Annotated in this window: 27 protein-coding genes and 1 tRNA gene; 15 read left to right on the top strand and 13 right to left on the bottom strand. The window is 70.0% G+C overall.

What is annotated here, in order from left to right:
* Nucleotides 1-108 precede the first annotated feature (108 nt).
* The 4 genes from katG to IEY12_RS08135 all read left to right on the top strand — a co-directional run bounded on the left by katG (nt 109) and on the right by IEY12_RS08135 (nt 5703).
* A complete protein-coding gene (gene katG / locus IEY12_RS08150) occupies nt 109-2286 on the top strand; it encodes a catalase/peroxidase HPI (RefSeq protein ID WP_188882282.1) in 2178 nt (725 codons plus the stop codon).
* A 197-nt stretch (nt 2287-2483) separates the two neighbouring features.
* A complete protein-coding gene (locus IEY12_RS08145) occupies nt 2484-2933 on the top strand; it encodes a GtrA family protein (RefSeq protein ID WP_188882279.1) in 450 nt (149 codons plus the stop codon).
* Nucleotides 2934-2970: 37 nt separating this feature from the next.
* Nucleotides 2971-4680: a helix-hairpin-helix domain-containing protein gene (locus tag IEY12_RS08140; RefSeq protein ID WP_188882277.1), complete on the top strand. Its 1710-nt coding sequence runs from the start codon at nt 2971-2973 to the stop codon at nt 4678-4680.
* A gap of 45 nt (nt 4681-4725) precedes the next feature.
* On the top strand, nt 4726-5703 hold the full coding sequence (locus IEY12_RS08135) for a CNNM domain-containing protein (protein WP_188882272.1): 978 nt from the start codon (nt 4726-4728) through the stop codon (nt 5701-5703).
* Between the two features lie 53 nt (nt 5704-5756).
* Here IEY12_RS08135 and IEY12_RS08130 read toward each other — a convergent pair whose 3' ends face one another.
* Nucleotides 5757-6344: a 50S ribosomal protein L15e gene (locus IEY12_RS08130; RefSeq protein WP_188882265.1), complete on the bottom strand. Its 588-nt coding sequence runs from the start codon at nt 6342-6344 to the stop codon at nt 5757-5759.
* Between the two features lie 140 nt (nt 6345-6484).
* Nucleotides 6485-8527, bottom strand: coding sequence for a histidine kinase N-terminal 7TM domain-containing protein (locus IEY12_RS08125; RefSeq protein WP_188882261.1), 2043 nt, complete (start codon nt 8525-8527; stop codon nt 6485-6487).
* Nucleotides 8528-8626: 99 nt separating this feature from the next.
* Here IEY12_RS08125 and IEY12_RS08120 point away from each other — a divergent pair, with 99 nt between their 5' ends.
* Both IEY12_RS08120 and IEY12_RS08115 read left to right on the top strand, forming a co-directional pair.
* Nucleotides 8627-9628 (top strand): ATP-binding cassette domain-containing protein, encoded by a 1002-nt coding sequence (locus tag IEY12_RS08120; protein ID WP_188882249.1) that lies wholly within the window; start codon nt 8627-8629, stop codon nt 9626-9628.
* Nucleotides 9625-10515 (top strand): ABC transporter permease, encoded by an 891-nt coding sequence (locus tag IEY12_RS08115; protein WP_188882243.1) that lies wholly within the window; start codon nt 9625-9627, stop codon nt 10513-10515. Before IEY12_RS08120 ends, IEY12_RS08115 begins: the two co-directional genes overlap by 4 nt.
* Before the next feature lie 79 nt (nt 10516-10594).
* On the opposite strand, the gene IEY12_RS08110 is transcribed toward IEY12_RS08115, so the two are convergent.
* Nucleotides 10595-11503: a serine/threonine-protein kinase RIO2 gene (locus IEY12_RS08110; RefSeq protein WP_188882236.1), complete on the bottom strand. Its 909-nt coding sequence runs from the start codon at nt 11501-11503 to the stop codon at nt 10595-10597.
* Nucleotides 11504-11722: 219 nt separating this feature from the next.
* Between IEY12_RS08110 and IEY12_RS08105 the strand changes: the two genes are divergently transcribed.
* Nucleotides 11723-12871, top strand: a complete 1149-nt coding sequence (locus IEY12_RS08105) for a methionine synthase (RefSeq protein WP_188882234.1) — start codon at nt 11723-11725, stop codon at nt 12869-12871.
* Nucleotides 12872-12877: 6 nt separating this feature from the next.
* Here IEY12_RS08105 and IEY12_RS08100 read toward each other — a convergent pair whose 3' ends face one another.
* Nucleotides 12878-13291 (bottom strand): DUF7964 domain-containing protein, encoded by a 414-nt coding sequence (locus tag IEY12_RS08100; RefSeq protein WP_188882231.1) that lies wholly within the window; start codon nt 13289-13291, stop codon nt 12878-12880.
* Nucleotides 13292-13394: 103 nt separating this feature from the next.
* Between IEY12_RS08100 and IEY12_RS08095 the strand changes: the two genes are divergently transcribed.
* A complete protein-coding gene (locus IEY12_RS08095) occupies nt 13395-13715 on the top strand; it encodes a tRNA-binding protein (protein ID WP_188882229.1) in 321 nt (106 codons plus the stop codon).
* A 194-nt stretch (nt 13716-13909) separates the two neighbouring features.
* On the opposite strand, the gene IEY12_RS08090 is transcribed toward IEY12_RS08095, so the two are convergent.
* The gene (locus IEY12_RS08090; RefSeq protein WP_188882227.1) at nt 13910-14443 is read right to left on the bottom strand and encodes a redoxin domain-containing protein; all 534 of its coding nucleotides are present in this window, start codon (nt 14441-14443) and stop codon (nt 13910-13912) included.
* A gap of 90 nt (nt 14444-14533) precedes the next feature.
* Between IEY12_RS08090 and IEY12_RS08085 the strand changes: the two genes are divergently transcribed.
* Both IEY12_RS08085 and IEY12_RS08080 read left to right on the top strand, forming a co-directional pair.
* On the top strand, nt 14534-15376 hold the full coding sequence (locus tag IEY12_RS08085) for a deoxyribonuclease IV (protein WP_188882226.1): 843 nt from the start codon (nt 14534-14536) through the stop codon (nt 15374-15376).
* Between the two features lie 230 nt (nt 15377-15606).
* Nucleotides 15607-16416, top strand: coding sequence for a class I SAM-dependent methyltransferase (locus tag IEY12_RS08080; protein ID WP_188882219.1), 810 nt, complete (start codon nt 15607-15609; stop codon nt 16414-16416).
* Here the strand turns inward: IEY12_RS08080 and IEY12_RS08075 are convergent.
* From IEY12_RS08075 to IEY12_RS08065, 3 genes are all read right to left on the bottom strand, one after another.
* On the bottom strand, nt 16413-17051 hold the full coding sequence (locus IEY12_RS08075; RefSeq protein ID WP_188882217.1) for a DUF7095 family protein: 639 nt from the start codon (nt 17049-17051) through the stop codon (nt 16413-16415). The genes IEY12_RS08080 and IEY12_RS08075 overlap by 4 nt on opposite strands.
* A gap of 31 nt (nt 17052-17082) precedes the next feature.
* Entirely contained in the window at nt 17083-17679 is a 597-nt protein-coding gene (locus tag IEY12_RS08070) for a TetR/AcrR family transcriptional regulator (protein ID WP_188882215.1), read from the bottom strand.
* A 91-nt stretch (nt 17680-17770) separates the two neighbouring features.
* Nucleotides 17771-18553, bottom strand: coding sequence for an SDR family NAD(P)-dependent oxidoreductase (locus IEY12_RS08065; protein WP_188882213.1), 783 nt, complete (start codon nt 18551-18553; stop codon nt 17771-17773).
* A 184-nt stretch (nt 18554-18737) separates the two neighbouring features.
* Here IEY12_RS08065 and ncsA point away from each other — a divergent pair, with 184 nt between their 5' ends.
* Complete coding sequence (gene ncsA / locus IEY12_RS08060) at nt 18738-19709, top strand: tRNA 2-thiolation protein NcsA (RefSeq protein ID WP_188882211.1); 972 nt, start codon at nt 18738-18740, stop codon at nt 19707-19709.
* 103 nt (nt 19710-19812) lie between these two features.
* Here ncsA and ftsZ read toward each other — a convergent pair whose 3' ends face one another.
* From ftsZ to IEY12_RS08045, 3 genes are all read right to left on the bottom strand, one after another.
* Nucleotides 19813-20985, bottom strand: coding sequence for a cell division protein FtsZ (gene ftsZ, locus IEY12_RS08055; RefSeq protein ID WP_123074236.1), 1173 nt, complete (start codon nt 20983-20985; stop codon nt 19813-19815).
* 1 nt (nt 20986) lies between these two features.
* The gene (locus IEY12_RS08050; protein WP_123074235.1) at nt 20987-21160 is read right to left on the bottom strand and encodes a ribbon-helix-helix domain-containing protein; all 174 of its coding nucleotides are present in this window, start codon (nt 21158-21160) and stop codon (nt 20987-20989) included.
* A 171-nt stretch (nt 21161-21331) separates the two neighbouring features.
* Nucleotides 21332-21874: a zinc-ribbon domain-containing protein gene (locus IEY12_RS08045; RefSeq protein ID WP_188882209.1), complete on the bottom strand. Its 543-nt coding sequence runs from the start codon at nt 21872-21874 to the stop codon at nt 21332-21334.
* A gap of 103 nt (nt 21875-21977) precedes the next feature.
* Between IEY12_RS08045 and IEY12_RS08040 the strand changes: the two genes are divergently transcribed.
* A tRNA-Tyr gene (locus IEY12_RS08040) sits at nt 21978-22051 on the top strand.
* Between the two features lie 86 nt (nt 22052-22137).
* Here IEY12_RS08040 and IEY12_RS08035 read toward each other — a convergent pair.
* Nucleotides 22138-23814 (bottom strand): histidine kinase N-terminal 7TM domain-containing protein, encoded by a 1677-nt coding sequence (locus IEY12_RS08035; protein ID WP_229871054.1) that lies wholly within the window; start codon nt 23812-23814, stop codon nt 22138-22140.
* Nucleotides 23815-23934: 120 nt separating this feature from the next.
* A complete protein-coding gene (locus IEY12_RS08030; protein ID WP_188882203.1) occupies nt 23935-24879 on the bottom strand; it encodes a UbiA family prenyltransferase in 945 nt (314 codons plus the stop codon).
* A 232-nt stretch (nt 24880-25111) separates the two neighbouring features.
* Here IEY12_RS08030 and IEY12_RS08025 point away from each other — a divergent pair, with 232 nt between their 5' ends.
* From IEY12_RS08025 to IEY12_RS08015, 3 genes are all read left to right on the top strand, one after another.
* Nucleotides 25112-25567: a hypothetical protein gene (locus IEY12_RS08025; protein WP_188882201.1), complete on the top strand. Its 456-nt coding sequence runs from the start codon at nt 25112-25114 to the stop codon at nt 25565-25567.
* A 73-nt stretch (nt 25568-25640) separates the two neighbouring features.
* The gene (locus tag IEY12_RS08020) at nt 25641-26414 is read left to right on the top strand and encodes a nucleotide-binding protein (protein ID WP_188882199.1); all 774 of its coding nucleotides are present in this window, start codon (nt 25641-25643) and stop codon (nt 26412-26414) included.
* Nucleotides 26415-26954, top strand: a complete 540-nt coding sequence (locus tag IEY12_RS08015) for a DUF8054 family protein (RefSeq protein WP_188882195.1) — start codon at nt 26415-26417, stop codon at nt 26952-26954. It begins immediately after the preceding gene.
* Nucleotides 26955-26960: the final 6 nt, after the last annotated feature.

Below are 26960 nucleotides of genomic sequence, written 5' to 3'. Positions count from 1 at the left end.
GACACAAGCACAAAAATATCTTCCCTTCAGAAAAACATCTTCGCCCTCTGGTGGGAATATTACCTCGCTTGAAGCGAGCTATCGGTATGTTTATGGCCACAACGCGTGATGAATCAGGTACTAATGACGTGGTCAAACCAGGAGTGGTGGCCGGAGTTGCTGCGCGTCGACATCCTCGACGACGACGAGGAGCAACTCAACCCGTACGGCGAGGACTTCGACTACGCCGAGGAGTTCCAGAAGCTCGACCTCGAGGAGGTCAAGGCGGACATCCAGGAGGTCATGATGGACTCCCAGGAGTGGTGGCCGGCCGACTACGGCACCTACGGGCCGCTGTTCATCCGGATGGCCTGGCACAGCGCCGGCACCTATCGCACCCTCGACGGCCGCGCCGGCGCGTCCGGTGCCCGCCAGCGCCTCCCGCCGGAGAGTAGCTGGCCGGACAACGTCAACCTCGACAAGGCCCGCCGCGTCCTCCAGCCGGTCAAGCTGAAGTACGGCCGCAAGCTCTCGTGGTCCGACCTCATCGTGCTCGCCGGGAACGTCGCCCTCGAGACGATGGGCTTCGAGACGTACGGCTTCGGCGGCGGCCGCGAGGACGCCTACAAGTCGAACGAGGCCGTCGAGTGGGGCCCCGAGACCGAGTGGGAGACCACCGACCCCGAGCGCTTCGAGGACGAGGAGGTCGGGGACCTCAAGGACCCGCTCGCGAACACCGTCATGGGCCTCATCTACGTCAACCCCGAGGGCCCCTACGGCGAACCCGACGTCGAGGGCTCCGCCGCGAACATCCGCGAGGAGTTCGACCGCATGGCGATGGACGACGAGGAGACGGTCGCGCTCATCGCCGGCGGCCACACCTTCGGGAAGGTCCACGGCGCCGACGACGAGACCGAAGTCGGCCCCGACCCCGAGTCCGCGCCCATCGAGGACCAGGGCCTCGGCTGGGACCACGACTTCGAGAAGGCCGGCATGATCACGAGCGGCATCGAGGGCCCGTGGAACTCCACGCCGACGATGTGGGACACGGGATACATCGACAACCTCCTCGACTACGAGTGGGAGCCCCACAAGGGCCCCGGTGGCGCGTGGCAGTGGCAGCCGGCCACCGAGGAGGAGCGCGAGGACATCGAGAAGGCCCCGGACGCCCAGGACTTCGACGAGTCCGAGGAGCCGATGATGCTGACGACCGACGTCGCGCTGAAGCGCGACGACGACTACCGCGAGGTCCTCGAGGACTTCCAGGAGAACCCCGACCACTTCCAGCAGGCGTTCGCCCGCGCGTGGTACAAGCTCATCCACCGCGACATGGGCCCGAAGCAGCGTCTCCTCGGTCCCGAGGTCCCGGACGAGACGTTCGTCTGGCAGGACCCGATCCCGGAGGCCGACTACGAGACCGTCGGTGCCGAGGAGGTCGCCGAGCTCGAGGACGCCATCCTCGACTCCGACCTCGACCGGACGCAGCGCGTGAAGACCGCGTGGGCGTCCGCCTCGACCTACCGCGACAGCGACAAGCGCGGCGGCGCGAACGGCGCGCGCATCCGCCTCGAACCCCAGAAGGACTGGGAGGTCAACGAGCCCGCGACGCTCGCCGAGGTCCTCGACACCTACGAGGAGATTCAGGCGGAGTTCAACGAGTCGCGCGACGACGACGTCCGCGTCTCGCTCGCGGACCTCATCGTCCTCGGCGGCAACGTCGCCGTCGAGCAGGCGGCCGCCGACGCCGGCTACGACGTCGACGTGCCGTTCGAGCCGGGCCGCACGGACGCCAGCGCCGAGCAGACGGACGCCGACTCCTTCGCGCCGCTCAAGCCGAAGGCGGACGGCTTCCGCAACTACATCGGTGACGGCGACTACAACGACCTCTACGACACCCTCGAGGAGCGCATGGTCGACAAGGCCGAACTCCTCAACCTCTCCGTCACCGAGCTGACGGCGCTCGTCGGCGGGATGCGCGCGCTCGGCGCGACCTACGACGACACCGAGCGCGGCGTCCTCACGGACGACCCCGGGACGCTCACGAACGACTTCTACGTGAACCTGCTCGACATGGCCTACGAGTGGGAACCCGTGGACGAGGACGAGGAGGTCTTCGAGGGCTTCGAGCGCGACAGCGGCGAGAAGGTCTGGGAGGCAACGCGCTTCGACCTCATCTTCAGCTCGCACGCCCGCCTCCGCGCGCACGCCGACGTCTACGCGGCCGAGGACGGCGAGGAGAAGCTCGTCGAGGACTTCGTCACCGCGTGGAGCAAGGTCATGCAGGCCGACCGCTTCGACCTCGAGTAACCCGGCCGACGCCCACACGCTTCTTTCCCCTGCTTTCCCCTGTTCGCCGCGCGCCGAGCGGCGGCGCCGCCGCGACCCGGTAAGTGCTTTCTCCCCCGTCGTTCGAGACGGCCGCTCGGCGCGGGCACGCCGCTCAACGTGGGAGTCCGCACCAACCTTTATCCGTCTCTCGCCGATACTGTTGTCCCGACCGGGACATGAGTGCGACACCGCTCGCGCGCATCGAACCACTCCTCGAAGCCGGCCTCCGCCGGCTCGGCGTCACGCGGGTCTGTCCGGCCGAGCGCGCGGTTCGACTCACCGAGTTCGGCGCCATCGGCGTTTCGGGCGCGCTCGTGAACGTCGCCGTCTTCCTCGCGCTCGCCGGCGCCCTCCCGACGTCGCGGGCGGCGTTCGTCGCGTTCTTCGGCGGCGCCGTCTGGACGTTCGGGCTGAACAGCCGCTACACCTTCGCGGCCACCGACCGCCTCCGCCGGCGTTTCGCGCGCTATCTCGGCGTCTGCATCGTCGGCTACGCCGTCTACACCGCCCTCCTCACCGCGACGATCCAGTGGCTCACGCTCCCCTACTGGATGGCTTCCCTCTCGGCCGTCACCGGTGGGGGCCTCTGGAACTACGCGGGCAGCGAGTGGTTCGCGCTCGCTTAGGGCAACGGTTTTTCTCCCGCCGCCGTACCACTCCCGTATGGAGAGCGACCTACAGGACTACTGGGGCGTCGGCCCGAAGACCGCCGCCCGCCTCACCGAGGCGCTGGGCGAGGCCGCCGCGATCCGCGCCATCGAGTCCGCCGACGTCTCCGCGCTCGTCGACGCCGGCGTCTCGCCGGGTCGAGCCACCCGCATTCTCCGGCGCGCCGATGGCGGCGGGGACGCCGATCGCTTCGCGACCGACGACGCCCGCGACGTCTACAAGCGCGTCCTCGGGACGGCCGCCGAGTTCGCGCTCACGCGCCGCGCCCGCGACCGCATCCGCGTCCTCACGCCGCTCGCGGACGCCGACGCGCGCGAGGCCCGCCTCGACGCGGTCTTCGACGCCGTCGAGACGTGGCGCGAGCTCAACGAGGGCGAGCGCGAGGCCGCCATCGCCGCCTTCGAGGAGCACGACAGCCGCGACGGCGGGGAGCGCGCGGCCGTCGAAACCGCGCTCGCGCTCGTCGACGCCGGCCTCGATTCGGGGGCGTTCGCGGCGTTCGCCGACCTGGACGCCGACGCCCTCCGGGACGCCGCCGACGCCCTGCGCTATCGCGACGGCGACGGCGTCCGTGACGGCTACGACGACCGCCTCGACGACCTCCGCGAGCGCGCGGCCGCCGTCGAGCGCCTCGAACGCGACGCGCTCGGCGTGCTCGAGGACGTCCGCTCGGGCGACCTCCGCGGGCCGGACGAGTTCCGCGAAGCCGTCGTCGAGCACGTCGCGGACGTCACGGGCGTCGGCCCCGCGCGGATCCGCGAGCACGCCGCGACCGACGCCGCCGACGCCGCCGACTTCGTGAGCGGGACGCTCCGTTCGCTCGCCGACGCCCTCCGCGCGGACGCCGCGAGCCGCGAGGAATCGGTGCGCGCGGACCTCGACAGCGCCGTCGCCGAGGCCGACACCGACGTCGAGGCCGCGACCGAGGCGGTCCCCGACGTGGCGTTCACCGTCTCGCTCGCGCGCTTCGCCGTCGCCTACGACCTCACGCGGCCCGCGTACACCGACGACGCCGCGCTCGCGGTCGCGGGCGCGCGCAACCTCGGCCTCCGCGCGTCCGGCGCGAGCGTCCAACCCGTGACGTACGCGCTCGGCGACCACGACCTCGCGGGGCCGCCGGTCGGCGACCGCGTCGCCGTCCTCACGGGCGCGAACTCCGGCGGGAAGACGACGCTCCTCGAGACGCTCGCCGAGGTCGCGACGCTCGCCGCCCTCGGGCTTCCCGTCCCCGCCGACCACGCCGTCGTCGGGCGGTTCGACCGCCTCGTCTTCCACCGCCGCCACGCGAGCTTCAACGCCGGCGTCCTCGAGACGACGCTGCGCTCCGTCGTGCCGCCGCTCGCCCGCGACGGCCGCACGCTCATGCTCGTCGACGAGTTCGAGGCCATCACCGAACCCGGGAGCGCCGCCGACCTCCTCCACGGGTTGGTCTCGCTCACCGCCGACCACGACGCGCTCGGCGTCTACGTCACCCACCTCGCGGACGACCTCGACCCGCTCCCGGGGCGCGCGCGCGTCGACGGCGTCTTCGCCGAAGGGCTCTCCCCGGACCTCGCCCTCGAAGTCGACTACCAGCCGCGCTTCGGCGTCGTCGGGCGCAGCACGCCCGAGTTCATCGTCGAGCGCCTCGTCGCGAACGCCGACGACGACGCCGAGCGCGACGCCTTCGAGACCCTGCAGGGCGTCGTCGGCGACGCCGAGTAGGGGGACTCCGGGTGGGCTTACGGCCCTCGGGCCACTCCCATCGGTATGGTCGACGCCACCCTCGTCGTGCTCGCGGGCGCTTGCCTCCTCCTCCTGGTGGCGAGCGCCTTCTTCTCGTCCGCCGAAATCGCGACGTTCTCGCTCCAACTGCACCGCATCCAGTCGCTCGCCGCCACCGGTGACGCCCGCGCGACGGCGTTGCACGCGCTCCGCGAGGACCCGAACCGCCTCCTCGTCACCATCCTCGTCGGGAACAACGTCGTGAACGTCGCCTTCTCCACCATCATCGCGACGCTCACGGTGTCGCTCCTCCCCGCCGGCTCCGCCATCGTCGCCGCCACCGTCGTGACGAGCGTGCTCGTCCTGCTCTTCGGCGAGATCGCGCCGAAGGCCTACGGCGTCGCGCACGCCGAATCGTGGGCGCTCACCATCGCGCGCCCCGTCCACGTCCTCGAACGCGCGCTCTCCCCGGTCGTCTGGGCGTTCGACACCGCCGCGAACGCCATCACCTCGCTCCTCGGTGGCACCGACGCGGCGACGCCGTACGTGACGCGCGAGGAGATCCGCGCGCTCCTCGTGACGGGCGCACAGCTCGGCGTCGTCGCACCCCACGAGCGCGAGATGGTGCACGCCGTCCTCGACCTCGAACAGACCGCCGTCGCTGAGGTGATGACGCCGCGCGAAACCGCCACCGTGCTCGACGCGGACGCGACGCCGGCCGCCGCGCGCGACGCCTGCCTTGAGGCCGGCGTCGACGCCGTTCCCGTCGTCGGGGCCGACGGTGGCGTCGTCGGTATCGTGACGCTCGCCGCCGCCGTGCGCGCCGTCGAATCCGGCGGCACGCTCCGCGACGCCCTCGCGGACGTTCCCGCCGCTCTCGACTCGTGGACCGTGGACGAACTCGTCACCGAGTTCCGCGAGACGGGCGCCGCGCACGCCGCCGTCACCGACAGCCACGGGCGCTTCGTCGGCGTCGTCACGCGCGACGACATCGCGGCGGACGTCGTCTGGCGCGGGCGCTGAACGGCGCCGTCGCTACGCGGCGAGGGAAACGGGAGAAACCGAAACGCGCGGCGTTACTTCTTGCGCTGGCCGCCGTTCTTCGAGGGACGGACGTGCTCCGTGCCCTTCCCGCGCTTGCGGAGACCGCGGCCCTTCCGGCCGGCGGAGGTGAGACCGCGCAGCGCGCGGTTCTCCTGACTGTTGTTCGCGATCCAGCCGAGGTCGTCGTCGTTCTGGATGGCGGGATGCTCCGGGTCGAGGAGAATGACTTCGAACCACTTCTGCGACCCGTCTTCACCCACCCAGTAGGAGTTCAGCACGCGGAGGTTGACGTACTTGCGCGTCGCGCGCTCCTCGGAGATGCGCTGGAGGTTCTTCGCGCGACCGATGCGGTTGACGCCCTGCCGCTTCGTCCGGCGACCCGCCTTGTGGCGGGACTGCCGGGCGGTCCCCTTCCGGACGGAGACGCGCGCGACGACGACGCCCTGCTTGGCCTTGTAGCCGAGCTCGCGGGCCTTGTCGAGGCGGGTCGGGCGCTCGACGCGCTCGATCGCGCCCTGTCGGCGCCATTCCTGCTTGCGCTGCCACTGCAGCTCGGCGAGTTTGCCCTCGCCGGGCTGCTTCCACGCGTCCTTGATGTGGGAGTAGAAGCTTCGTGCCATGTGTTGTCCGCGGGCGCTGTCGATTCAGACCGCGAGGCGGTCCACATTTCGTCCCGTCGAGACGGGTGCCCGCTGGGCCCGCACCAGCGAGTTGGTGGTGCTACTGTCGTGTCGGGGTTAAGCGCTTCGAAACCCCCGCCTCACGACGCGTCGGGGTCGCGGAGGCGGAGCACGACGACGCGGCCGTCCTCCGCGACGGCGAGCGTGCCGTCGGCGGCCGTCACCGCCCAGTGGACGATCCAGAAGCCGAGGCCGTCGGCGTGCGCGAGCGGGGACTCCTCGCCCTGCTCCAGCACGCGCTCGTCGCCCTCGGAGAGCCACCGCTCGCCGAGCCGTACGCGGAGCTCGACCCCGGCGGTCGTTCGCTCGACGCGCACCTCGACGTCCTCGTCGGTGCTCGCGGCGTGCTCGGCGGCGGTCCGCACGAGGTGCTCGACGGCGAACTCGAAGAGCCGGGTGACGTCCGCGCGCGCCGACTCCGGGGCGTCCACCGCGACGCGCACGTCGGGGTGCGTGCGCTCGACGGCGGCGACGGCGTCCGCGACGGCGTCGGTGACGTCGCGGCGCGCCACCTCGGGGTCGCGCTCGAGTTCGGCGTCGACGTATCGCGACGTCTCGCTCACGTCGAGGAGTTTCTCGCTCGCGCTGTGGGCGCGCTCGAGCCACTCGCGCACCTCCTCGTCGTCGATGCGCTCGCGCGCCATCGAGACGTAGCCCTGCACGACCGAGAGCTCGTTGCGGACGTCGTGGCGGAGGACGCGATTGAGCGCTTGGAGGCGCTGTTCGGTGCGGCGGCGCGCGGTGACGTCGTGGCCGGAGAGCAGGTAGCCGCCGATGACGGGGTCGTCGCGCAGGTCGCGCGCCTGGCCCTCGATGACGTGCCAGCCGTCCTCGGCGTCCCGGACGCGCACCTCCCGGAGCGCGCCGGTCCCGTGCTCGTTCGCGTCCGCGAGCGCGCTCTGGAACGTGGGGACGTCGTCCGGGTGGATGAAGTCGGTCACGCGCTCGCCGACGATGTCGCCGGGGTCGTAGTCCAGCGTCCGCTCGAACGACGGCGTGGCGTAGCGGAGCCTGCCCTCGGCGTCGGCCACCGCGACGATGGTCGTGGACCGGTCGACGATGCTCTGATACCACTGCTCGAGCTCGCGCCGCCGCGTGATGTCCCGGAGGCTGACGAGCGTGCCGCTGACGGCGCCGAGCGAGTCCCGAACGACGGAGACGGAGACGTCGTAGTGACGCCGCTCGCCGTCGCGCTCGATGACGACGCTGCGCTCGCCGTCGTCGTCGGGTCGCTCGATCGCGTCGAGGAGAGCGGGGTGGTCGGCGAGCGCGCGCTCGGCCGGGCGGCCGATGAGGCCGTCGCCGTTGGCGAGGAGCGCGCGAGCGGTCGCGTTCGCGTCGACGACGCGCTCGTCGGCGTTGAGGACGATGAGGCCGTCGCTCATCTTCTCGAGGAGCTGGGTGCGCGCGACGGGGACGAGCGAGAGCGGCCGATAGCGGAAGAGCACGACGGCGACGAGCGGGAGGGTGACGCCGAACGCCATCGGCGTCGCGTCGACGTACGGGTAGGGGTGGAGGACGGCGACGCTGGCGACGCTGGCGGCGAGCGGGAGGACGGAGCCGAGACAGAGGACGGCGGCTTCGCGGCGTCGAGTGCCGCGTCGGGTGATGGCGGCGCGCGCGAGGAGGCCGATGGCGACGACATCGAGCGCGTACGAGTAGCAGAGGAAGAGCACGAAGAGGGGGCCGGGCGCGATTTCGAGGACGGTGATGCCCGCGACGTCGCGGAGGCCGACGGGCGTGAGGAGCCACCGGTAGTTCGCGCTCCAGACGGCGAGCACGCAGAGCGCCGGGAGCGCGGCGAGCGCAGCGAGGACGCGCGCACGGAGGACGCGGCGGTGCCCGGTGTACGCGAGGACGAAGACCGGCCAGCCGACGGCGGTGAGCGCGACGCCGATCCAGACGACGCGCGTCCAGAACAGTTTCGCGGCGACGGTCGTGGCGGCGAGTTGCTGCGTGTACGCGCCCGTCCAGAGGGCGGTGGCGAGCGCGACGGTGACGAACGCCGCCACGGCGGGCGGGTCGAGGCGCTCGCGCCGGCCGAGCGTGTACGCCGCGAGGAGGAGCCCCGTGACTGCCGCGAGGAGGAGCGGCACCGCGAACGGCGTCTCGGACCACGGCATACGCTTTCTCGGTGACACCGCTCCATAAGACACGGGGCCACCGGTCTGAATGAACGGTCAGTCAAAGCTTATGTGTCAGCGCGCGCTCTCCCGTCACGTATGAGCGCGATCCACGCCGAGCACCTCGCGGTGACGTACGCGGACGGAACGGAGGCCGTCACCGACGTCACGCTCGACGTCCCCGACGGCGAGTTCTTCGGCTTCCTCGGCGCGAACGGCGCGGGGAAGACGACGACCATCAAGACCCTCGTCACCCTCCTCAACCCGACAGAGGGGCGCGTCGCCGTCAACGACTACGACGTCGCGGACTCCCCCCGCGAGGTCCGCGAATCCATCGGCTACATGGCCCAAGAGACGAGCATCGACCGCGAACTCACCGCGCGCGAGAACGTCCGCTACGCGTGTGAGGCCTACGGTGTCCCGCGCGAGGAGCGCGAGGCGCGCATCGACGACCTCCTCGACCTCGTGGACCTCGCCGACGTCGCCGACAAGCCCGCGAAGGGCTTCTCCGGCGGGATGCAGAAACGGCTCGACGTCGCCACCGCCCTCGTCCACGAGCCGCCGGTCGTCTTCCTCGACGAACCCACGACCGGCCTCGACCCCAAGGCCCGCAACCGCCTCTGGGACTACTTCGAGCGCATCAACGACCGGGGAACCACCGTCTTCCTCACCACCCAGTACCTCGAGGAGGCCGACCACCTCTGCGAGCGCATCGGCGTCATCGTCGACGGCGAGATCGCCGTCACCGGCTCGCCCGCCGAACTGAAGGCCGAAGTCGGCGGCGACGTCCTCGAAGTCGACCTCGACGACCCGAGCGACGCGGAGGTCGAGCGCGCCCGCGAGGTCGCCGTCGACTCCCGCCTCGCGGCGGACGCCGACGCCGTCGAAGCGACCGACGAGGGGGTGCGCGTCACGTCGAGCGTGGCGCGCCGCCACGGCACCGACCTCCTCGTCGCGCTCCGCGACGCCGGCCTCACCATCACCGGCTTCAACGTCCGCAGTCCGACGCTCGACGACGTCTTCCTCTCCGTCACCGGCGAAGCGTACGACCCCGAGAGCGAGGAGGCCGACGGCGCCGAGCCGACGGGGGTGACGCGATGAGCGCGTCCGCGCCGGGCGAGAAAGCGGCGGGGAACGGCTTCGTCGTCGACACGTGGGTGAACCTCAAGCGGTGGCTGATCAAGACGACGCGCAACCCGTTCGTGCTCGTCTTCTCCCTCCTCAACCCCATCATGTTCCTCGTGCTCTTCACCGAGGTGTTCGGCGGCATCACGGGCGGCGCCATCGGGAGCGCGGTCGGCGGCGACACGAGCTACATCACCTTCCTCGTGCCCGCCATCGCGATTCAGGTGTCGCTCATCGCCGCCACCACCTCCGGCATCGGCCTCGTCGAGGACATCGAGTCCGGGATGTTCGAGAAGGCGCTCGTCTCCCCGATGCACCGGGGCGCGGTCTTCCTCGGGAAGTCCCTCTCGGAGGTGCTGCGCATCGTCGTGCAGGTCTGTATCATCCTCGTCTTCGGCTACGTCCTCCTCTGGATCGACACCGGCGGCGACCCCGGCACGTACGTCGCCACCGGCCTCGCGGGCGCCGTCGGCATCGTCCTCGTCGGCGTCCTCTTCTCCGTCTGGTTCACGGCGTTCTCGAACGTCATGGCGCTCGTCACGCGCGACCAGGAGTCCACGATGATCTCCGTGAACGTCCTCCAGTTCCCCCTGCTCTTCCTCTCGAGCGCCTTCCTCCCGCTCGACGCGCTCCCCGGGTGGGTGCAGGTCGTCGCCTCGCTCAACCCCCTCACGTACGGCATCGACGCCGCGCGCGCCCTCATGTTCGGCCGCGACGTCATGACCGCCATCGAGGTGTCGGCGTTCGGCGGCATCTGGAACACGCTCGCCCCCGCCGTCGTCGTCCTCGGCGCGCTCGACCTCGCGCTCGGCGTCGTCGCCGTCTACTTCATGGCGCGCGCGACGAGCGCCGACGCGCGCTGACTCGGACCAAACGGAACACTCGGGTCGCCGGCCGCGCCGTCGCGCCGCGCTCTCCGCGGCGTCGCGAAACGCCTACCGACTACTCGCCGTGGGCCCTGACGGTCTCGAACTCGTTCGCCGCCACCGCGTCCGCGACGGCCTCCGTATCGATGTCCGGCGTCGGGTTCGGGTACTTGCGCTGGAAGTAGGAGACGATGTTGCGGACGTCCCGGCCGAGGAACTCGCGGGCGTTCTCGTGATCGGTCGGGACGGACTGGGGCCAATCGAAGAGGACGACGCCGTCCTCGCGGACGAAGACGTTGTACTCGCTGACGTCCGCGTGCACGAACCCCTCGTCGTACGCCGTCGCAATCTCGTCGAGGACGAGGTCGAGGACGCCGACGACCTGTCCGTCCTCGAGTTTCGCGCGGTTCAACTCGACGCCGTCCACCTTCTCCATCACGATGGCGTGGCGGTTCTGGTCGACGGGTTGCGGGACGCTCACGTCCGGATAGAGCGAGTGGAGCGCCTCGTGCTCGCGCTCGGCGGCCTTTCTGGCCGTGTAGAACCACGAGACGTGGTCGTTGTCGCTCGTGTAGTCGCGCTCCTTCTGTACCTCGCGGAAGTTCGTGTAGCCCTCGCGGTGGAACTTCAGCGCGAGGGGCTTGTAGGACTGCACCTCGAAGACGTCGCTCTCCTTGCCGACGCCGAGCGGCGCGCCGAACCCACTGAGGGTGTCGCGCTCGGCGAACGCCTTCAGCGCGAGCGTGTCGTAGCCCTCGAAGGTGAGCCGGAACCCCTCGTACTGGATCGTCTGGCGCTCGACGAGTCCCCGGTCCTCGACGCGGTCGAGGCGATAATCCACCTCCTCCTCGGTGAGGCGTGCAAACTCCGGGAGCTTCTCCCGGTTCACCCACTCCGAGAAGCGCATGCCGTGCTCGACTCCGGAGAGGAGGTTGAAGTCCTCCTGCTCGAGGGCCGCGACGTCCTCGGCGACGTTCCGTACCATCTACCCCTAGAGTCGGTGGCGCGCGATAAAAGCCCCGCGACAGCACCGATACACCACCTACCGCGATACGGAATCGGTGCCGTCGGCGGTTCCCGCGCCTGAGCCGCGGTCGGACCGTCGGCGACGCCTCGGCGTGCGTGCGGACCCGCGCCGCCGCCCGTCGGTACCGCTCGCCCGAATACCGTGAGTTATATCCTCGCCGCATATTATTACACGTGTATGACGGACGACCGCATCCGCACGACGCACATCGGCAGCCTCCCGCGCCCGCCCGAACTCCTCGACCTCCTCCAGCGGAAACAGGAGGGCGAGGACGTCGACGACGAGGAGTGGGAGCGAGCGACCCGCGAGGCGACCGAGCGCGTCGTCGAGCGCCAGCGCGAGGTCGGACTCGACTCCATCAACGACGGCGAACAGCCCCGCGTCTCCTTCAACTGGTACGTCGCGAACCGCCTCAGCGGCATCGACGGCACGCAGGAGACCGAGCTCTGGGCGGACCTTCAGGAGTACCCCGAGTACGCCGACGAGACGTTCAAGACGGACGTCATCGACCTCTCGATGCACCCCGTCGTCACCGGCCCCATCGAGTACACCGGCCACGCGGAGGCCGAAGCGGAGATCGAGGAGTTCCTCGACGCGCTCGAGGCCGTCGATGGGGACGTCGAGGACACCTTCATGACGTCGGCGTCGCCGAGCATCGTCACGTCCACGCACGTCGATGAGTACTACGAGGACTACGAGGACTACCTCTTCGCGGCCGCCGACGCGATGCAGGAGGAGTACGAGCTCGTCGCCGAGACGGGTATGACGCTCCAGATCGACGCGCCCGAACTCCTCACGGTCGGCCAGACGGCGGCGTACGCCGACCGCTCCCTCGAGGAGATCAAGGACGCGACGCGCCTCCACATCGAGGCGCTGAATCAGGCGCTCGAGAACGTCCCCGCAGAACAGGTTCGCCTCCACACCTGCTGGGGGAGCTACGAGGGGCCGGGCCACCTCGACACGGCCCTCGTCGAGATGCTGCCCGTCATCTACGAGGCGGACATCTCGGGACTGAGCGTCGAGCAGGCGAACCCGCGCCACCAGCACGAATACCGCGCGTTCGCGGAGGAACCCCTCCCCGACGACTGGACGCTCATCCCCGGCGTCGTCGACGTGAAGACGAACATCATCGACCACCCGGAGACCATCGCCGACCGCATCGAGCGCGTCGCGAACGCCGCCCCCGACGACACCGACATCGTCGCCGCGCCGGACTGCGGCTTCGGCACGCAAGCCGGCCTCGGGATGGTCAGCCCCGAGCTCGCGTGGGCGAAGCTCGAAGCGCTCGTCGAGGGCGCGGAAATCGCGACCGAGCGCCTCTACTGAGGCGCCTCAGTCCGTGTACTGCTCGTAGAGGACGGTTCCGAGGCTGGTCGCGTCCCGGACTTCGACGTCGCCGTCGCGCGCGGCCGGCTGCCCGACGACGCCGGCCTCCTCGAGTTCGCTGACGCGGTCCTCGAGTTCGCCCTGCACGGTGGCGAGCAGCTCGTCCGGGACGTCCTCGAGGCCGTCGGGGTCGTCGAGTGCCTCGGTGCGGACGACGGTCCACTCGCGCGTCGTCGGGTCGTACTCGACGGCGCGCAGGCCCGTCCCGGTGACGAGGATGAGCGCGGTGACGAGTCGCGTGTCGCGCTCCGGGAAGTGGAAGGCGTTGACGGGGCGGACGGCGGCGAACGCGCCGGCGGCGTCGAGGACGGCGACATCGTCGTGTGCGAGCGGCCGGTTCGGGAGCGAGTCGAGCGCCATACGCTCGCGTGGGCCTCGACGCCTACGCGTGTTTCGAAAGCGCTCGGACGGTCGCCGTCCGAAACGCGAAGCTTCAAGCGCTCCGCGCGAGCCACGTCCGGGTATGTCCGGTCCGCTCGAGACGACGGTTCGCGTCGGCGAAATCCGGAGCGCCGAACGCTTCGAGGAAGCGCGCAAGCCCGAGCTGTTCAAGCTCGAAATCGACTTCGGCGACGAGACGCGCCAGTCGGCCGCCCAGTTGGGCTACAACCACGACCCCGCGGACGTCGTCGGCCGGCAGGTGCTCTGTGCGGTCGACCTCGGCACGGTGAACATCGCGGGCTTCGAGTCGGAGGCGCTCACGCTCGGCGTGCCCGACGCCGACGGGAACCCGATGCTCGTCGGCCCCGACGCGGACGTGCCGCTCGGCGGGGAACTCTACTGAGACGAGACCGGCGTCGAGGCCCTCACCCCCGAGCGCCGACCCGCTGAACACAACCGTCGAATAGTGGCTATGGGACGATTCTCTCTCGGTGCTGCCCGTGTCCGGGACCGCTGGTGCAGGGGGCACGACGACGTGCGTCCGGTCCCGACACACGATTTAGGTGTGCCTAAAACGCAAAAAGCTTTTCGGCGGACTCAGACGTCGAAGCCGAACGACTCCGAATCGGCGGGGCCGAAGGCGTCCTCGATGGCGTCGCGGACCGCCGCTATCGGCGGCTGTGCACGCGTCGCGTCCACCGGATGCTCGCCCACCCACCGATAGCGCACCGTCAGCTCCGAGTCCAGCAGGAACACCGAGCGCTTCGGGCGCCGCAGGAGCCTGAGAACGCGGTAGTCGACGCCGAACGCCTCCGTGAGCGCGAAGTCGCGGTCCGAGTAGAGCGGGAAGTCGAGGTCGAGGTAGTCGATGAAGCGCCGGTGAGTCGCCGCGCGGGATTTCGAGACGCCGATCACCTGCACGCGCTCGTCGTTCGCGAACCAGCCGTAGTCCCGGAACGAACACCACTCCTCCATGCAGTCCGGGCTGAAGTCGTTCGTGTAGAACGCGAGCAACACGGGTCGCTCCTCGACGAGCGACGAGAGCGCGACGTCCGCGACGCGGCCGTCCGGGTAGACGAGCGGGGCGCTCACGTCCGGCGCGCGCGCACCGACCGAGAGCGGGTCACCCATAGACGTAGCTCACGCGACACTCGGATAAGCCTCTTGCCCACCCGGCGGAACTCCGAAGTCCCTTTTGCGTCCCGCGCCCTCTCGACGGCCATGACTCTCAACGTGGGCGCGCACGTCTCCATCGCGGGCGGCATCGACAACGCCGTCGAACGCCAACTCGACGTCGGCGGGAACTGCGGGCAGATCTTCACGCACTCCCCACAGGTCTGGCAGTCGCCGAACGTCGACGACGGGGAGGCCGAGGCCTTCCGCGCGGAGAGCGAGTCGGAAGACGTCGGGCCGTGGGTCATCCACACCTCCTACCTCGTGAACCTCTGCACGCCCAAGGAGGACCTGCGCGAGAAGTCCCGCACGGCGATGCAGGAGGAGGTCGACGCCGCGCACAAACTCGGGATTCCGTACGTGAACGTCCACCTCGGCGCTCACACCGGCGCGGGCGTCGAGCAGGGCCTCGAGAACGCGGCGTCCGTCATCGACAGCCTCGACGTCCCCGACGACGTCACCGTCCTCATCGAGAGCGATGCGGGGAGCGGCACGAAACTCGGCGGCGACTTCGAGCACCTCGCGACCGTCCTCGAACTCGCCGACACCGACCTCGACGTCTGCCTCGACACCGCGCACGCGTTCGCCGCCGGCTACGACCTCTCCACTCCCGAGGGCGTCGAGGAGACGCTCGCCGAACTCGACGACGTCGTCGGCCTCGAGCACCTCGCGTACGTCCACCTGAACGACTCGAAGCACGAATGTGGCACGAACAAGGACGAGCACGCGCACATCGGGGACGGCCACATCGGGGACCGCGGCTTCGAGGCGTTCCTGAACCACGACGCCCTCGCGGACGTCCCGCTCGCGCTCGAGACGCCGACCGAGGACGGGCGCTCCTACGAGTGGAACATCGAGCACGTTCGGGAGCTCCGTGACGGCGACCAGTAGGGAGCCGTCACGTTGACGCGAGCGGGGAGGAACGACCCGCGAGCCTCCGTCGGGCCGAGTACCGCGCGGGCCGACGTTCCAGCGAGCGGGGAGGAACGACCCGCGAGCTGCGTGGCGACGACCAGCGGGAGGGGCCGCGAAACGACGAACGCCGAGTAGCGCGACGCGCGCCGCGAACCCTGCCGCGTCGGTCGTCAGCGTTTCCTCCCTCCCGCTCCTACGCCCGCGTAGTGAGACGCTTCTCGTCCGACTACCTGCGGGACACCCGCCGGGGGATGTGGGAGGACCGCTCGGCGCTCGCGCCCCTCGCCCTCGATTCGCGCTCCCGGATCCTCGACGTCGGCTGTGGCACCGGCGAACTCACGCGCGTCCTCCGCGAGGAGTCGGACGCCGAGGTCGTCGCGATGGACGCCGATCGGGCCCTGCTCGCGGAAGCCGAGGCCGACGCGCGCGCGCTCGGCGACGCGACGCGCCTCCCCTTCGCGGACGACGCCTTCGACCTCGTGGTCTGTCAGGCGCTCCTCATCAACCTCCCGGACCCGCTCGCGGCCGTCGAGGAGTTCGCGCGCGTCTCCGCGGACCTCGTCGCGTGCGTCGAACCCGACAACTCGGAGGTCGTCGTCGAGTCGAGCGTGGCGGCGGAAGCCCCGCTCGCGAAGCGTGCACGCGACACCTACATCGCGGGCGTCGAGACGGACGTGACGCTCGGGTCGGGCGCCGCCGACCTCTTCGCGGACGCCGACCTCACCGGCGTCGAGAGCCGCCGCTACGAACACGAGCGCACCGTCGCGCCGCCGTACGACGAGGCGGCGCTCGCCGCCGCGAAGGCGAAGGCGGCGGGCACCCGGATCGTCGAGCAGACCCCCACGCTCAGACGGGGCGGCCTCAGCGCGACGGCCGTCGACGAGCTGAAGAACGAGTGGCGCTCGATGGGCCGGACCGTCGTCGGGCAGATGGGCGAGCGAACGTACGAGCGCCGCGCTGTCGTCCCCTTCTACGTCGTCGTCGGCCGCGTCGCGTCGGACGAGACGGGCGACTAGACGACGTCGCCGCGCACCGTCGCGCCCTCCTGTGCGGCCTCGTAGGCGCGCATCGCCTCCGCCGCGTCCGCGGCGGCCGCCTCGTCGAACCCGAGCATGCCGAGGGCCTCCTCGAGCGTCGGGAAGGCGAGCGCGCCGTCGCGGAGTTTCGCGAGCGCGTCGTCGCTGCGCTGGCCCTCCGCGTAGAGGCAGACGCCGCGCGGGTCGATCACCTGCTCGTAGCTCTCGCGGGCCCGCGCGCCCTCCGCACGCTGGGTGACGTTGCGCTCGAAGCCCGCGTTACACACCTCCAAGTGGACGGGTTCGTCCTCGGGGAGGAGGTGGGCGGCGAGGCATTTCTCGGGGGCGACGTGGCCGCTGTCGTTCACGCGCACCCGCTCGGGGTGCTCGCGCGCCCACTCGGCGTCGACGGTGCGGCCGATCCCCTCGACGCCGAGCTCCGCGTCGAGGTCCGGCGCGGGGTCACCCCCGAGGAGGAGGTCCTTCGTGACGTAGACGTCGAGGCGCGTGAGGGGGTCCTTCCCGAGTGCGACGTCGCCGTAGACCCAGCACTCCCGGACGGGAACGGGGAGGCGTTCCTCCGTGATGGCGTCGAGAATCCGCTCCACGCGGTCGAGCGCGGCGTCGCGGTCCATGTCCGCAGAAGGGCGGCGAGCGCCTAAACGCCTACTGGTCGTCGACGAGGACGTGACTGCGGAGGTAGCCGTCGATGGCGCGCCGGGTGTGTGCGACGGGGTCGTCGTCGCCGAAGAGGACGCTCCGGGTGCGCGCGCCGTCGATCAGCACGAGGATGGTCTCGGCGACCGCGTCCGGATCGACGTCGCGGAACACGCCCGCCTCGACGCCGTCGCGGACGGTGTCGGCGAGCAGTTCGGCGAGGTGGTCGTCGTTCGCGGCGAACGCCTCCCGGTAGCTCTCGACGTAGGGGGCCTGCGAGCGCAACTCGAGCATCGCGACCTGGAAGTCGCCGGCCTCGTCGGGCCCGGAGAGGAGCGCGTCGACGAGCGTGTCGAGTCGCTCGCGCGGGGTCCCGTCGTTCGTCGCCTCGACGTTCTCGAGGAACTCCGCGAGGAGGTAGTCGAGGAACGCGACGAGTAGCTCCTCCTTCGTGTCGTAGTGGTAGTGGATGAGCGACTTCGACTTCTCGAACTCGTCGGCGATGGCCTGCATCGTCAGGTCGGCGTAGCCGTGCTCGCAGAGCGCCCGATAGGTCGCCTCCATGATGGCGGTCTGCGTCTCCGTGCGCGCCCCGTCGTCTCCCATTGCTGACTAATTGGTTAGTCAGACGGGAAAACGTGTCGATTACGGCGACCGCCGCGTGGCCCGACGCGCCCGACTGGACGCGCCGTGTCCCTCAGAAGACCTGCCACCCGCCGTCGACGTGGACGAACTCCCCGGTCACGTAGGACGCGTCCTCGCTCGCGAGGTAGAGGTAGGCCCCCGGCAGGTCGTCCGGGATGCCCGCGCGCCCGAGCGGCACGGGCTTGATGAACTCGTCCTCCTCGGCCTGCTCGAGCGCCATCTCCGTCCACCCCTCGAAGAACTCGGTCGCGATCTGGCCGGGCGCGACGGCGTTTACCCGGACGCCGTGCTCCGCGAGGTCGAGCGCCGACCCGCGCGTCAGCATCCGCACCGCGCCCTTCGTGGCGTCGTATCCGACCTGATCGTACTGCGCGAGGGTCGAGCTGATCGAGGCCGTGTTGAGGATCACGCCCGGGTCCTCGCGCTCCACCATGTCGCGGGCGGCGACCTGCGTCCCGAGGAAGACGCCCTTCACGTTCACGTCGATGGTGTGCGCGAAGTCCTCGTCGTCCAATTCGAGGATGGAGCCGCCGACCGGGAAGCCAGCGTTGTTCACCATGACGTCCACGCCGCCGAACTCGCGGGCGGCCTCGACGACGGACTCCACCTGTGCGCGCTCGGTGACGTCCGTCTCCACAAACACCGCGTCGCCGCCCGATTCCTCGATCACCTCGTGGGTCGGCACGTCCGCGTCCTTCGGTTCCTCAGCGAGGTCCGCGACGATCACCGTCGCGTCCGCCTCACCGAAGCGGAGCGCCACCGCGCGCCCGATGCCCGAGGCGCCGCCCGTCACGACCACGACGTCGTCCGAGAAGTCCGCGCGCAGTCGCCCCATCAGCGACCCGCCTCCGGGTGTGCGGCCCGCCCGGGGGTTCGCGGCGCACCGCGCCGCGTCCGATCCGCTCCGAATCGCGTCGTCTGCGTCATGGCTCGTGTGACGGTAGCGCGCGTCAAGAAGCTAGGCATCGCGGGTCCGGCGACCGAACAGGTCAAACGCCTCCGCGCGTAAGACGCACGCGATGGAGTGTACGAAGTGCGACCGCGAGGCGGTCATGCACGCGGCGTACTCGGGGACGCATCTCTGCGAGCGCCACTTCCGGGAGTCCGTCGAGCGCCGCGTGCGCCGACGGATCCGCGAGGACGACCTCCTCCCGAGTTCCGCGACGCCCGACGACCCGCAGACGTGGCTCGTCGGCCTCTCGGGCGGGAAGGACTCCGTGGTGCTCACGCAGATCCTCCACGAGACGTTCGCCGAGGACCCCCGCGTCGAACTCGTCGCGCTCACCATCCACGAGGGCATCGCGGGCTACCGCGACAAGAGCGTGGACGCCTGCGAGGAGCTCGTCGCCGACCTCGACATCGGCCACGAAGTCGTCTCCTACAGCGAGGAGTTCGACGTCGAGATGGACGACGTCGTCGACTCCGACCCCGAGGAGATGGCCGCGTGCGCGTACTGCGGCGTCTTCCGGCGCGACCTCCTCGCGACGTACGCGCAGGGGTACGAGGCCGACAAACTCCTCACCGGCCACAACCTCGACGACGAGGCCGAGACCGCGCTCATGAACGTCCTCGAAGGGAACGTCGAGCAGATGGGCAAGCACTTCGACGCCTCCCTCGGGCCGTTCGACGAGCGCAACGAGCAGGGCGGGATGGTCCCGCGCGCGAAGCCGCTTCGGGACATCCCCGAGAAGGAAGTCGCGCTCTACGCCCAACTGCGCGACCTCCCCGTCCACATGGCCGAGTGCCCGCACTCGAGCGAGGCCTTTCGCGGCGAGATACAGGACCTCCTCCTCTCGCTCGAGGACGCCCACCCCGGCACCCGACACAGCATCATGGCGGGCTACGAGGAGATGGCGGCGATGGCCGCCGACCGCTATCGCTCCGCCGGGAGCGAGGCCGACCTGAACGAGTGCGAGGAATGTGGCGCGCCCACCACGCGGGACGTCTGTCGGAAGTGCTATCTCGTCGACGCCGTCCACGCCGCCGACTAACGCGTCTTACACGTCTGACGCGACGCTACACGACTGTGGCGTCGGGACGGTGAAGCCGTGACGGGAGGGGGCTCCCGGTCACGCGTTCGGAAAGAAGAATCGCTTAGCGGATGACGTCGAGTCCGTTGTTCTGCTCGATCTCGTCCTGCCCGCCGTCGCTGTGCGCGCCCTCCCACTCGGACGTGGAGGAAGCGCCGTCCGCCTCGACCTCGCGGAGCTCCGCGCGGGACTTATCGGCCTGCTTCTGCGTGCTCGGGCCGAGGACCTGCGCGGACTGGACGCCGGTCATGATCGCCATGACGCGGACCTTGCCCTTGTAGTTCTCCTGAATCCGCGCGCCCCAGATGACGTTCGCGGAGGCGTCGAGGCGCTCGGTGATGTTGTCCGCGATGCCCTCGGCCTCTTTGAGCGTGAGGTCCGGTCCACCAGTAATGTGGACGAGGCCACCCGAGGCGCCTCGGTAGTCGACGTCGAGGAGCGGGTGGTTCATCGCGTCCTTCACCACTTCGTCCGTCTTGTTCTTGTCCTGCGTCTCGCCCACGAGCATCACCGCGACGCCGCCCTGGTTCATGATCGCGGTCATGTCGGCGTAGTCGAGGTTGATGAGCGAGGGCTGGGTGATCGTCTCCGAGATGCCCTTCACGGTCTCCGCGATGATCTGGTCCATCACGGAGAACGCCTTCCCGATCGGGAGGTTCGGGACGTAATCGAGGAGACGGTTGTTGTCGAGGACGATGATGGAGTCCGCTTCCTCGCGGAGTTTCTCCAGACCCTCCTCGGCCTTCACGGTGCGGGCGCGCTCGACGTTGAACGGCGTCGAGACCATCCCGACGACGATGGCGCCCTGCTCCTTGGCGATCTTCGAGACGACGGGCGCCGCACCCGTCCCCGTCCCGCCGCCCATGCCCGCGGTCACGAAGACGAGGTCGGCGTCGCCGAGGACCTCCTTGATCGTGCCCTGGGCCATCTCGGTGGCGCGCTCGCCCATCGAGGGGTCGCCACCGGCGCCGAGGCCGTTCGTCAGGGACTTCCCGACGAGGATCTTCGTGTCGGCCTCGATCATCTGCAGGTGCTGTTTGTCGGTGTTGATGGCGACGGTGTCCGCGCCCTCCACGCCGATGTTGTACAGCCGGTTGATCGTGTTGTTGCCGGCGCCGCCGCAGCCGACGATGACGATTCGCGGGTCGCCGAACTCGTCACCCTCGTTGTCGACGTCGCTCAGGTCTCGCTGTTCGGCCTCCGCGTTCTCGAGGGCTTGATTGACGATGTCTTGCATGTTACACCTTCGCCCAGCTGCGGTTTTCGTTCGACTGTGAGTCGGTCTGTTCGTCCAGCATCTCGCGGACGGCGGAGCGGATGGCCTCGGATCGGTTCGGGTACTTCCCGAGTTCGACCATCTGCTCGACCTCCTCGATCTGCTGCTTCGGAATCCGGAGTGTCACACGCTCCATTATTGTATTCCCCTGCAAGACGGCGGGGTCATCCCCGTTCTCTGTCTTACGTTCGTCTCGAACCGGGCGTACCGCACCGCATCACGCCGATTCAATGTAAGACGCCCGTCTTACGTACCCACAACGACAACGGACCTGCATAAATAGTTAATGGCTGTGTAAACGCTCGTCTTACCGGTCGAATACATCAGCCGAAACCGTCCGACGCCCGCAGTCCGGACAGAACGCCCAGTCCGAGCGAAGCTCCGCGCCGCACTCACAGGTCGGATGCCGTGCCGCACGCTCCCCGCAGTTCGGGCAGAACGCGTGCCCGTCGTCGAGCGACTCCCCGCACTGCGAGCACATCGGCGCGTCCGACGGCGCGTCCGGTGCCGCCTCCGTCGTCGTGTCCGCCTCCATTCCGCCACCGCGTTCGCCGTCCCGATTCGTGCGCGCCTCGTTCACGTTCACGTTCACCGTCACGTCGTCGCCGCGTCCGCCAGCGTCGCTCGCCCGCCGCTCGTCGAGACGCGCGTCGAGGCGCTCGTTGATCCGCGCCTCCACCAGCGCGTCGATCGCCCCGCGCTCCGTCTTACGCGTCGCCGCCGCGTCGCCGCCCTCGCCCCCGTCGAGGTACGCCCGGAGCGCACGCCGCATCACCTCGCTCTTCGAGGCGTCGAGGTCCTCGACGCGCTCGACGAGCTCGGCGTCCGCCCGGAACGTTATCTTCGGCATGAGGTGGCACACAGTACCGCCCCCGGATATATCAAACTAGGTGGCGCCACCGGTGTCGAATGAGAAGTCTTAAATTCGATCCACGGCCTACTGTTTGATGCGCCCGCCCTTAGCTCAGACTGGTAGAGCAGCCGACTGTAGATCGGCTTGCCCCCCGTTCAAATCGGGGAGGGCGGACTACTTCTCCCGTCGATTCGTGGCAGAGTGGAACCGCCGGACACGCCGAGTCGGGTTCCCTCCACGCTCTTTCGCGCTCGCGTCACTCACGCGTCGTCGGTCGCGAGAATTGGGACGGAGACGGTGACGGCGGTTCCGTGCGGGTCGCTCTCGGCGAAGCTGACGTCGCCGCCCATCATCTCGGTGCCCCACTTGACGATCCAGAGGCCGAGGCCGCTCCCGTGTCGGAGCGCGCTCTCGGTTCCGTCCTCGAGGACGGCGAGTTCGGTGTCGTTGATGCCGGGGCCGTCGTCGGTGATGGTGACGTGGACGCGGGTCTCGTCGCGTTCGACGCCGACGCGGACGGTCGGGCTGTCGTGGGTACCGTGTCGGACGGCGTTTTCGAGGAGGTTCTCGAGGACGGGTTCGAGGAGGTCGGAGACGGCGGCGTCGACGTCGGCGGCGTCGTACTCCCGTTCGATGCTGATCGCGGGGTTGGCTTCGTAGATGGCCGCGATGCAGGTGTCGAGGAGGTCGTCGAGGCGTCTCGCGCGTTCGCCGTTTCGGGCGTCTTGGAAGAGCTCGACGGCGTCCCGGCCCTTCTGCCCGATGGCGTCGATGCGGAGCGCGCGTTCTTTGATGATGTCGGCGGCGCGCTCGTCGCCGAACTCCTCGGCGTAGCCGTGTATGACGTTCGTCTCGGTGCGGATGTTGTGTCGGAGCACGCGGTTCAGCACTTCGAGGCGCTGTTGCTGTCGGAGGTAGCGTCCGATGTCGTGGAGAGTGACGACGCGGCCGATGGTGTCGCCGCGTCCGTTCTCGACGGGCGTCACGCCGACGTCGAACGGCCGGGTGCCGGTGTCGGTCTCGATCGTGAGGTAGCCGTCGAGGGTGCCCTCGGCGGGGAGGCGTTCGTACTCGGGGATGACGGTCCTCCCGGGGCGGCCGAGGAGGTCGCATCGCGGGGTGCCGAGCGCGTCGGCGATGTAGTCGTTGGCGTCGACGACGTAGTCGTTGGTATCGAGGACGACGGCGCCTTCCTGCATCCCGTCGAAGATTATCTGTCGCGCGCGTTTACGCGGCGCAGGGTTGGTGTGGAGGAGGCTGAACTGGGTGAGTGCGCCGAGGTACGCGACGCCGGAGACGGAGAACGCGATCGGCGTCGGGTCGATGCCGGCGGTGGGGAGGGCCTCGACGAGGTAGAGGGCGTTCGTCGCCCACGGGACGGAGACGCCGACGAGGAGCGCGGCGGCCTGCCCGCGAAAGGGGAGGGAGTCGCTCGAGACGAGGTCGAGGATGGCGACCGCGCCCGCGAGGCCGAGGAGGTAGGTGTAGCCGGCGACGACGGCGTACCACGGGCCGCCGTGTTCGACTTGGAGGACGCCGCTCCCCGCGACGGTGTCCACGTGTACGGTGAGGAGGTCGTGGTACGGTGTCGTGAACGCGAGCACGACGGTGGCGACGGGAACGATGGCGAGGCCGGCGAACGTGCCACGGGAGACGTAGGTGTCGCGGCCGGTGTATTCGAGGGCGAAGAGGAGCCACGCGAGCGGGATGCTGACGACGCCGAGCCACGCGAGGTCGGCCCAGAGGAGTTTGGCGGGGACGGTCGGCGCGCGGAGTCGGAAGACGATACACACGGCCCACCAGCTCTGTGCGGCGAGGAGGGCGACGAGCGGTGTCGCCCCGGGCTCGGGCCGCTCGCGCCACGCGAGGATCGCGGCCGCGAACCCGACGCCGATGGAGACGAACAACAGCCCCGTCAGTACAGTCTCGGGTGTCACCGCTACCCTCTCAGACACCCTGGATAGACATAAACCAACCGCAAAAATCGAGAAAACAATTAGATAGTGACTGGTCATCGGCCGGACGTGAAATATGCCTTCCGCGCGTCGTCGGCCGATTCAGACGCCGACGGCGACGAGTCCCGCGAGGACGAGGACGACGACGACCTGCTCGACTTCGCCGGCGACGGCGAGGAGTTCGTGGTGGTCGCTCCGGCCGACGGCGGTGGCGAGGCCGAACGCGTAGGCGACGCCGACGAGGACGGCGCCGGCGAACGCGGCCGGGACGACGCCCTGGACGGCGGCGACGACGAGGACGGCACCGAGGACGGCGTCGAGGCCGTAGAGGACGCGGCGCGTCCGTGTGACGCCGAGCACGACGGGGAGGGTGTCGACGCCGATGGCGGCGTCGCCCGCGGCGTCGCGGACGTTCGGGATCTCGGTGTTGACGAAGACGTCGAGGAAGATGTAGGTGGCGACGACGGCGACGGCCGGAGTGAGCGCCGCGTCGGCGAACGCGAGCGGGAGGCCGACGACGGCGAGCACCCACCCGGCGGCGACGAGGGCGGAGTTGACGAGGAGGACGTTCTTCAGTCGGCCGACCGAGAGGCGGGTCGACGGGAGCCAGTCGGAGGCGTAGAGTATCCAGAAGGCGCCGGGGAGGAGCGTGAGCGCGAGCGCGTCGGGGCCGCCGAGGACCGAGAGGGCGACCGCGACACCGTACGCGCCGGCCGAGAGGATCGAGAGGACGCGACGGTAGCGGCGGACGAACGCGCTCCGTTCGGGGTTCGACGCCTCGTCACTCTCGACGTCCGCGATGCGGTCGCCGACGTAGACGGCGAAGACGACGAGTCCGATGACGGCGATCGCGGGCGACGCCGAGAGCGAGAGGCCGTAGGTGACCGTGGTCGCCATCACTATCGCGACGACGACGAGGTAGGCGGAACTGTACACGAGTCCGTCACGCGCTCGCTTGGCGTACGCGAAGAGCGCGTTGCGGACCGAACTGTGCTGCGTGCTGGTGTCCCCGACTTGCGCGGGGAGCTGTTTCGTTTCACTCGACATGTTGTCTGCCGTCGGCCACGCCCGAGTGCGCGGCCGACACGACAATATTCGTCCACTTTGGGCTTAATTACACGCACTAGTTCATTTCAAAACACTCTCTGGCCCTCGCTCGGCCGCATCGTGTGGCACACCGCACCCCGACGCCGTAGAACGCGTTGTACCCGCGTGTGACGGTAATTTCACCTCTCGTTTCCAAAGTATTATCCACGACGCGCCGAAATCCTCCGAAGCCGTGATACTGGTTGCCGGTCCGGATCCGTCGGTCGCCGCCGCGCTCACCGAGGAGCGCGTACCCGTCGACTCCGTCGACGACCTCCCCGAAACCATCCCCGAAGGCGGCGCTCTCCTGGTCGATCCGGGCGCCGTTTCGGATGCGCGGGCGCTCGTCGCGGCCGCCCGCGAGCGCTCCCACGGGCCGCTCGCCGTCGTCGCATTCACCGACGCACCCTCGGAGTCCGAGCGCGAGCGATACGACGCCGTGGCCTCGGACGCGGCCGGCGTCGCCGCCGCCGTCGACCACGCCCGCCGTCTCGTCTCCTATCGCCACGCCGTCACCGAGTTCTACGAGGCGTGCCGCCGGGGCGAGGCGGGGTCACGTGACGCCGTCGACACGCGCTTTGCCGACCTCGACGACCTCGACGACGACGACCTCGCGGCGCTGCTTCGCGAGGACGGACTCGACGCGTAAGGCCCCGTCTGCGAGCGTCGCGCTCTCGAACGCACCAGCGTGCTTATACGCTCTGCTCGCCGATGTACGTCAAATGGTCGAAGCGTTCGCCGTCGCGAGCGGCAAGGGCGGCACCGGGAAGACGACGAGCACGCTCGCGCTCGGCCTCGCACTCGCCGAGGAGTACGACGTGACCGTCGTGGACGCGGACACGGGGATGGCGAACCTGCTTTTTCACGCCGGCCTCGAGGACGCCCCGGTGACGCTCCACGACCTCCTGCTCACCGACAGCGACGCCGCCGTCGCGGACGCCCGCTACGAGCGCTTCGGGCTCACCGTCGTCCCCTGCGGGACGGACCTCGCGGGCTTCCGCGACGCCGACCCGACGCGCCTGCGCGACGTCGTCGCCGAACTCGCGGCCGACACCGACGTCCTCCTCCTCGACTCGCCGGCGGCGCTCGGGTCGCCGGCGTCCGTCCTCCCCATCGTCCTCGCGGACCGCACGATCATCGTCACCCAGCCCACGATTCCCGCGCTCTCGGACGCGCTCAAGGTCCAGGAGTACGCGGCGTCCTACGGGACGGGCGTCGCGGGCGTCCTCTTCAACAAGGTCCGCCCCGCGGACGGCATCGACGCCATCGCGCCGAAGGCCGAGCGCTACTTCGAGGGGCCGGTCGTGGGGACGGTGCCGGACGACGATGCGGCGCGCGCCGCCCGCCGCGCCGGCGAACCCCTCCTCGCGTACGCGCCCGACAGCCCGGCCGCGCGGGCCTACCGGGACGCCGCCGCGACCATCGACGTTGACCGGGGCGACGGCGACGCGCTCGCCGACCGCTTCCGCAGCGCCGTCATCCCCGAGGCCATCTAGATGGCGGTCGGCGTGGACCTCGGTGGCGACCTCGCGTACTCCCGAGTCGTCGCCGACCCCGGAGCCGCGCTCTCGCAGGCGCTCGACGACGCGCTCACGGGTTACGCGGAACTCGTCCCCGCCGACGCGCTCCTCCTCGGCGAGGGCGGCGACGGCCTCGTCGCCTTCGAGGACGGCGTGCCGGTGCGCGCTCGCCACTCCGCCGGCGCCGTCGGCGCGGACGCGGTCGCGGCGCTCGTGCGCGCCGGCCTCGACGGCCCGCTCCACGTCCGCTTCTACGAGCACGCCGACCCGCCGCTCGACGCGGCGTCGGCCGTCCAACCCGACGCGCTCGCCGAACGGCTCGCGGGCGACCCCGCGCTCGCCGAGCGCACCCGCGAGCGCGCCCCCGACTCCCCGGACGTCGGGCAGGACGCGGTCGCGGCGTTCCTCGACGACGCCGACCGAATCGCGGAGATCCGCGCACAAGCCCGCGACGAGGCCGAGGCCCGCGCCGCCGAACTCGGCTTCGACCCGGTCGGCGACGCCGACGGCACGTAAGACGGT

This window comes from Halarchaeum grantii, assembly GCF_014647455.2.
Taxonomy (GTDB): Archaea; Halobacteriota; Halobacteria; order Halobacteriales; family Halobacteriaceae; genus Halarchaeum; species Halarchaeum grantii.
Note: the sequence above shows the minus strand (reverse complement) of the source record. Positions and strands in the feature narration are given on the sequence as shown.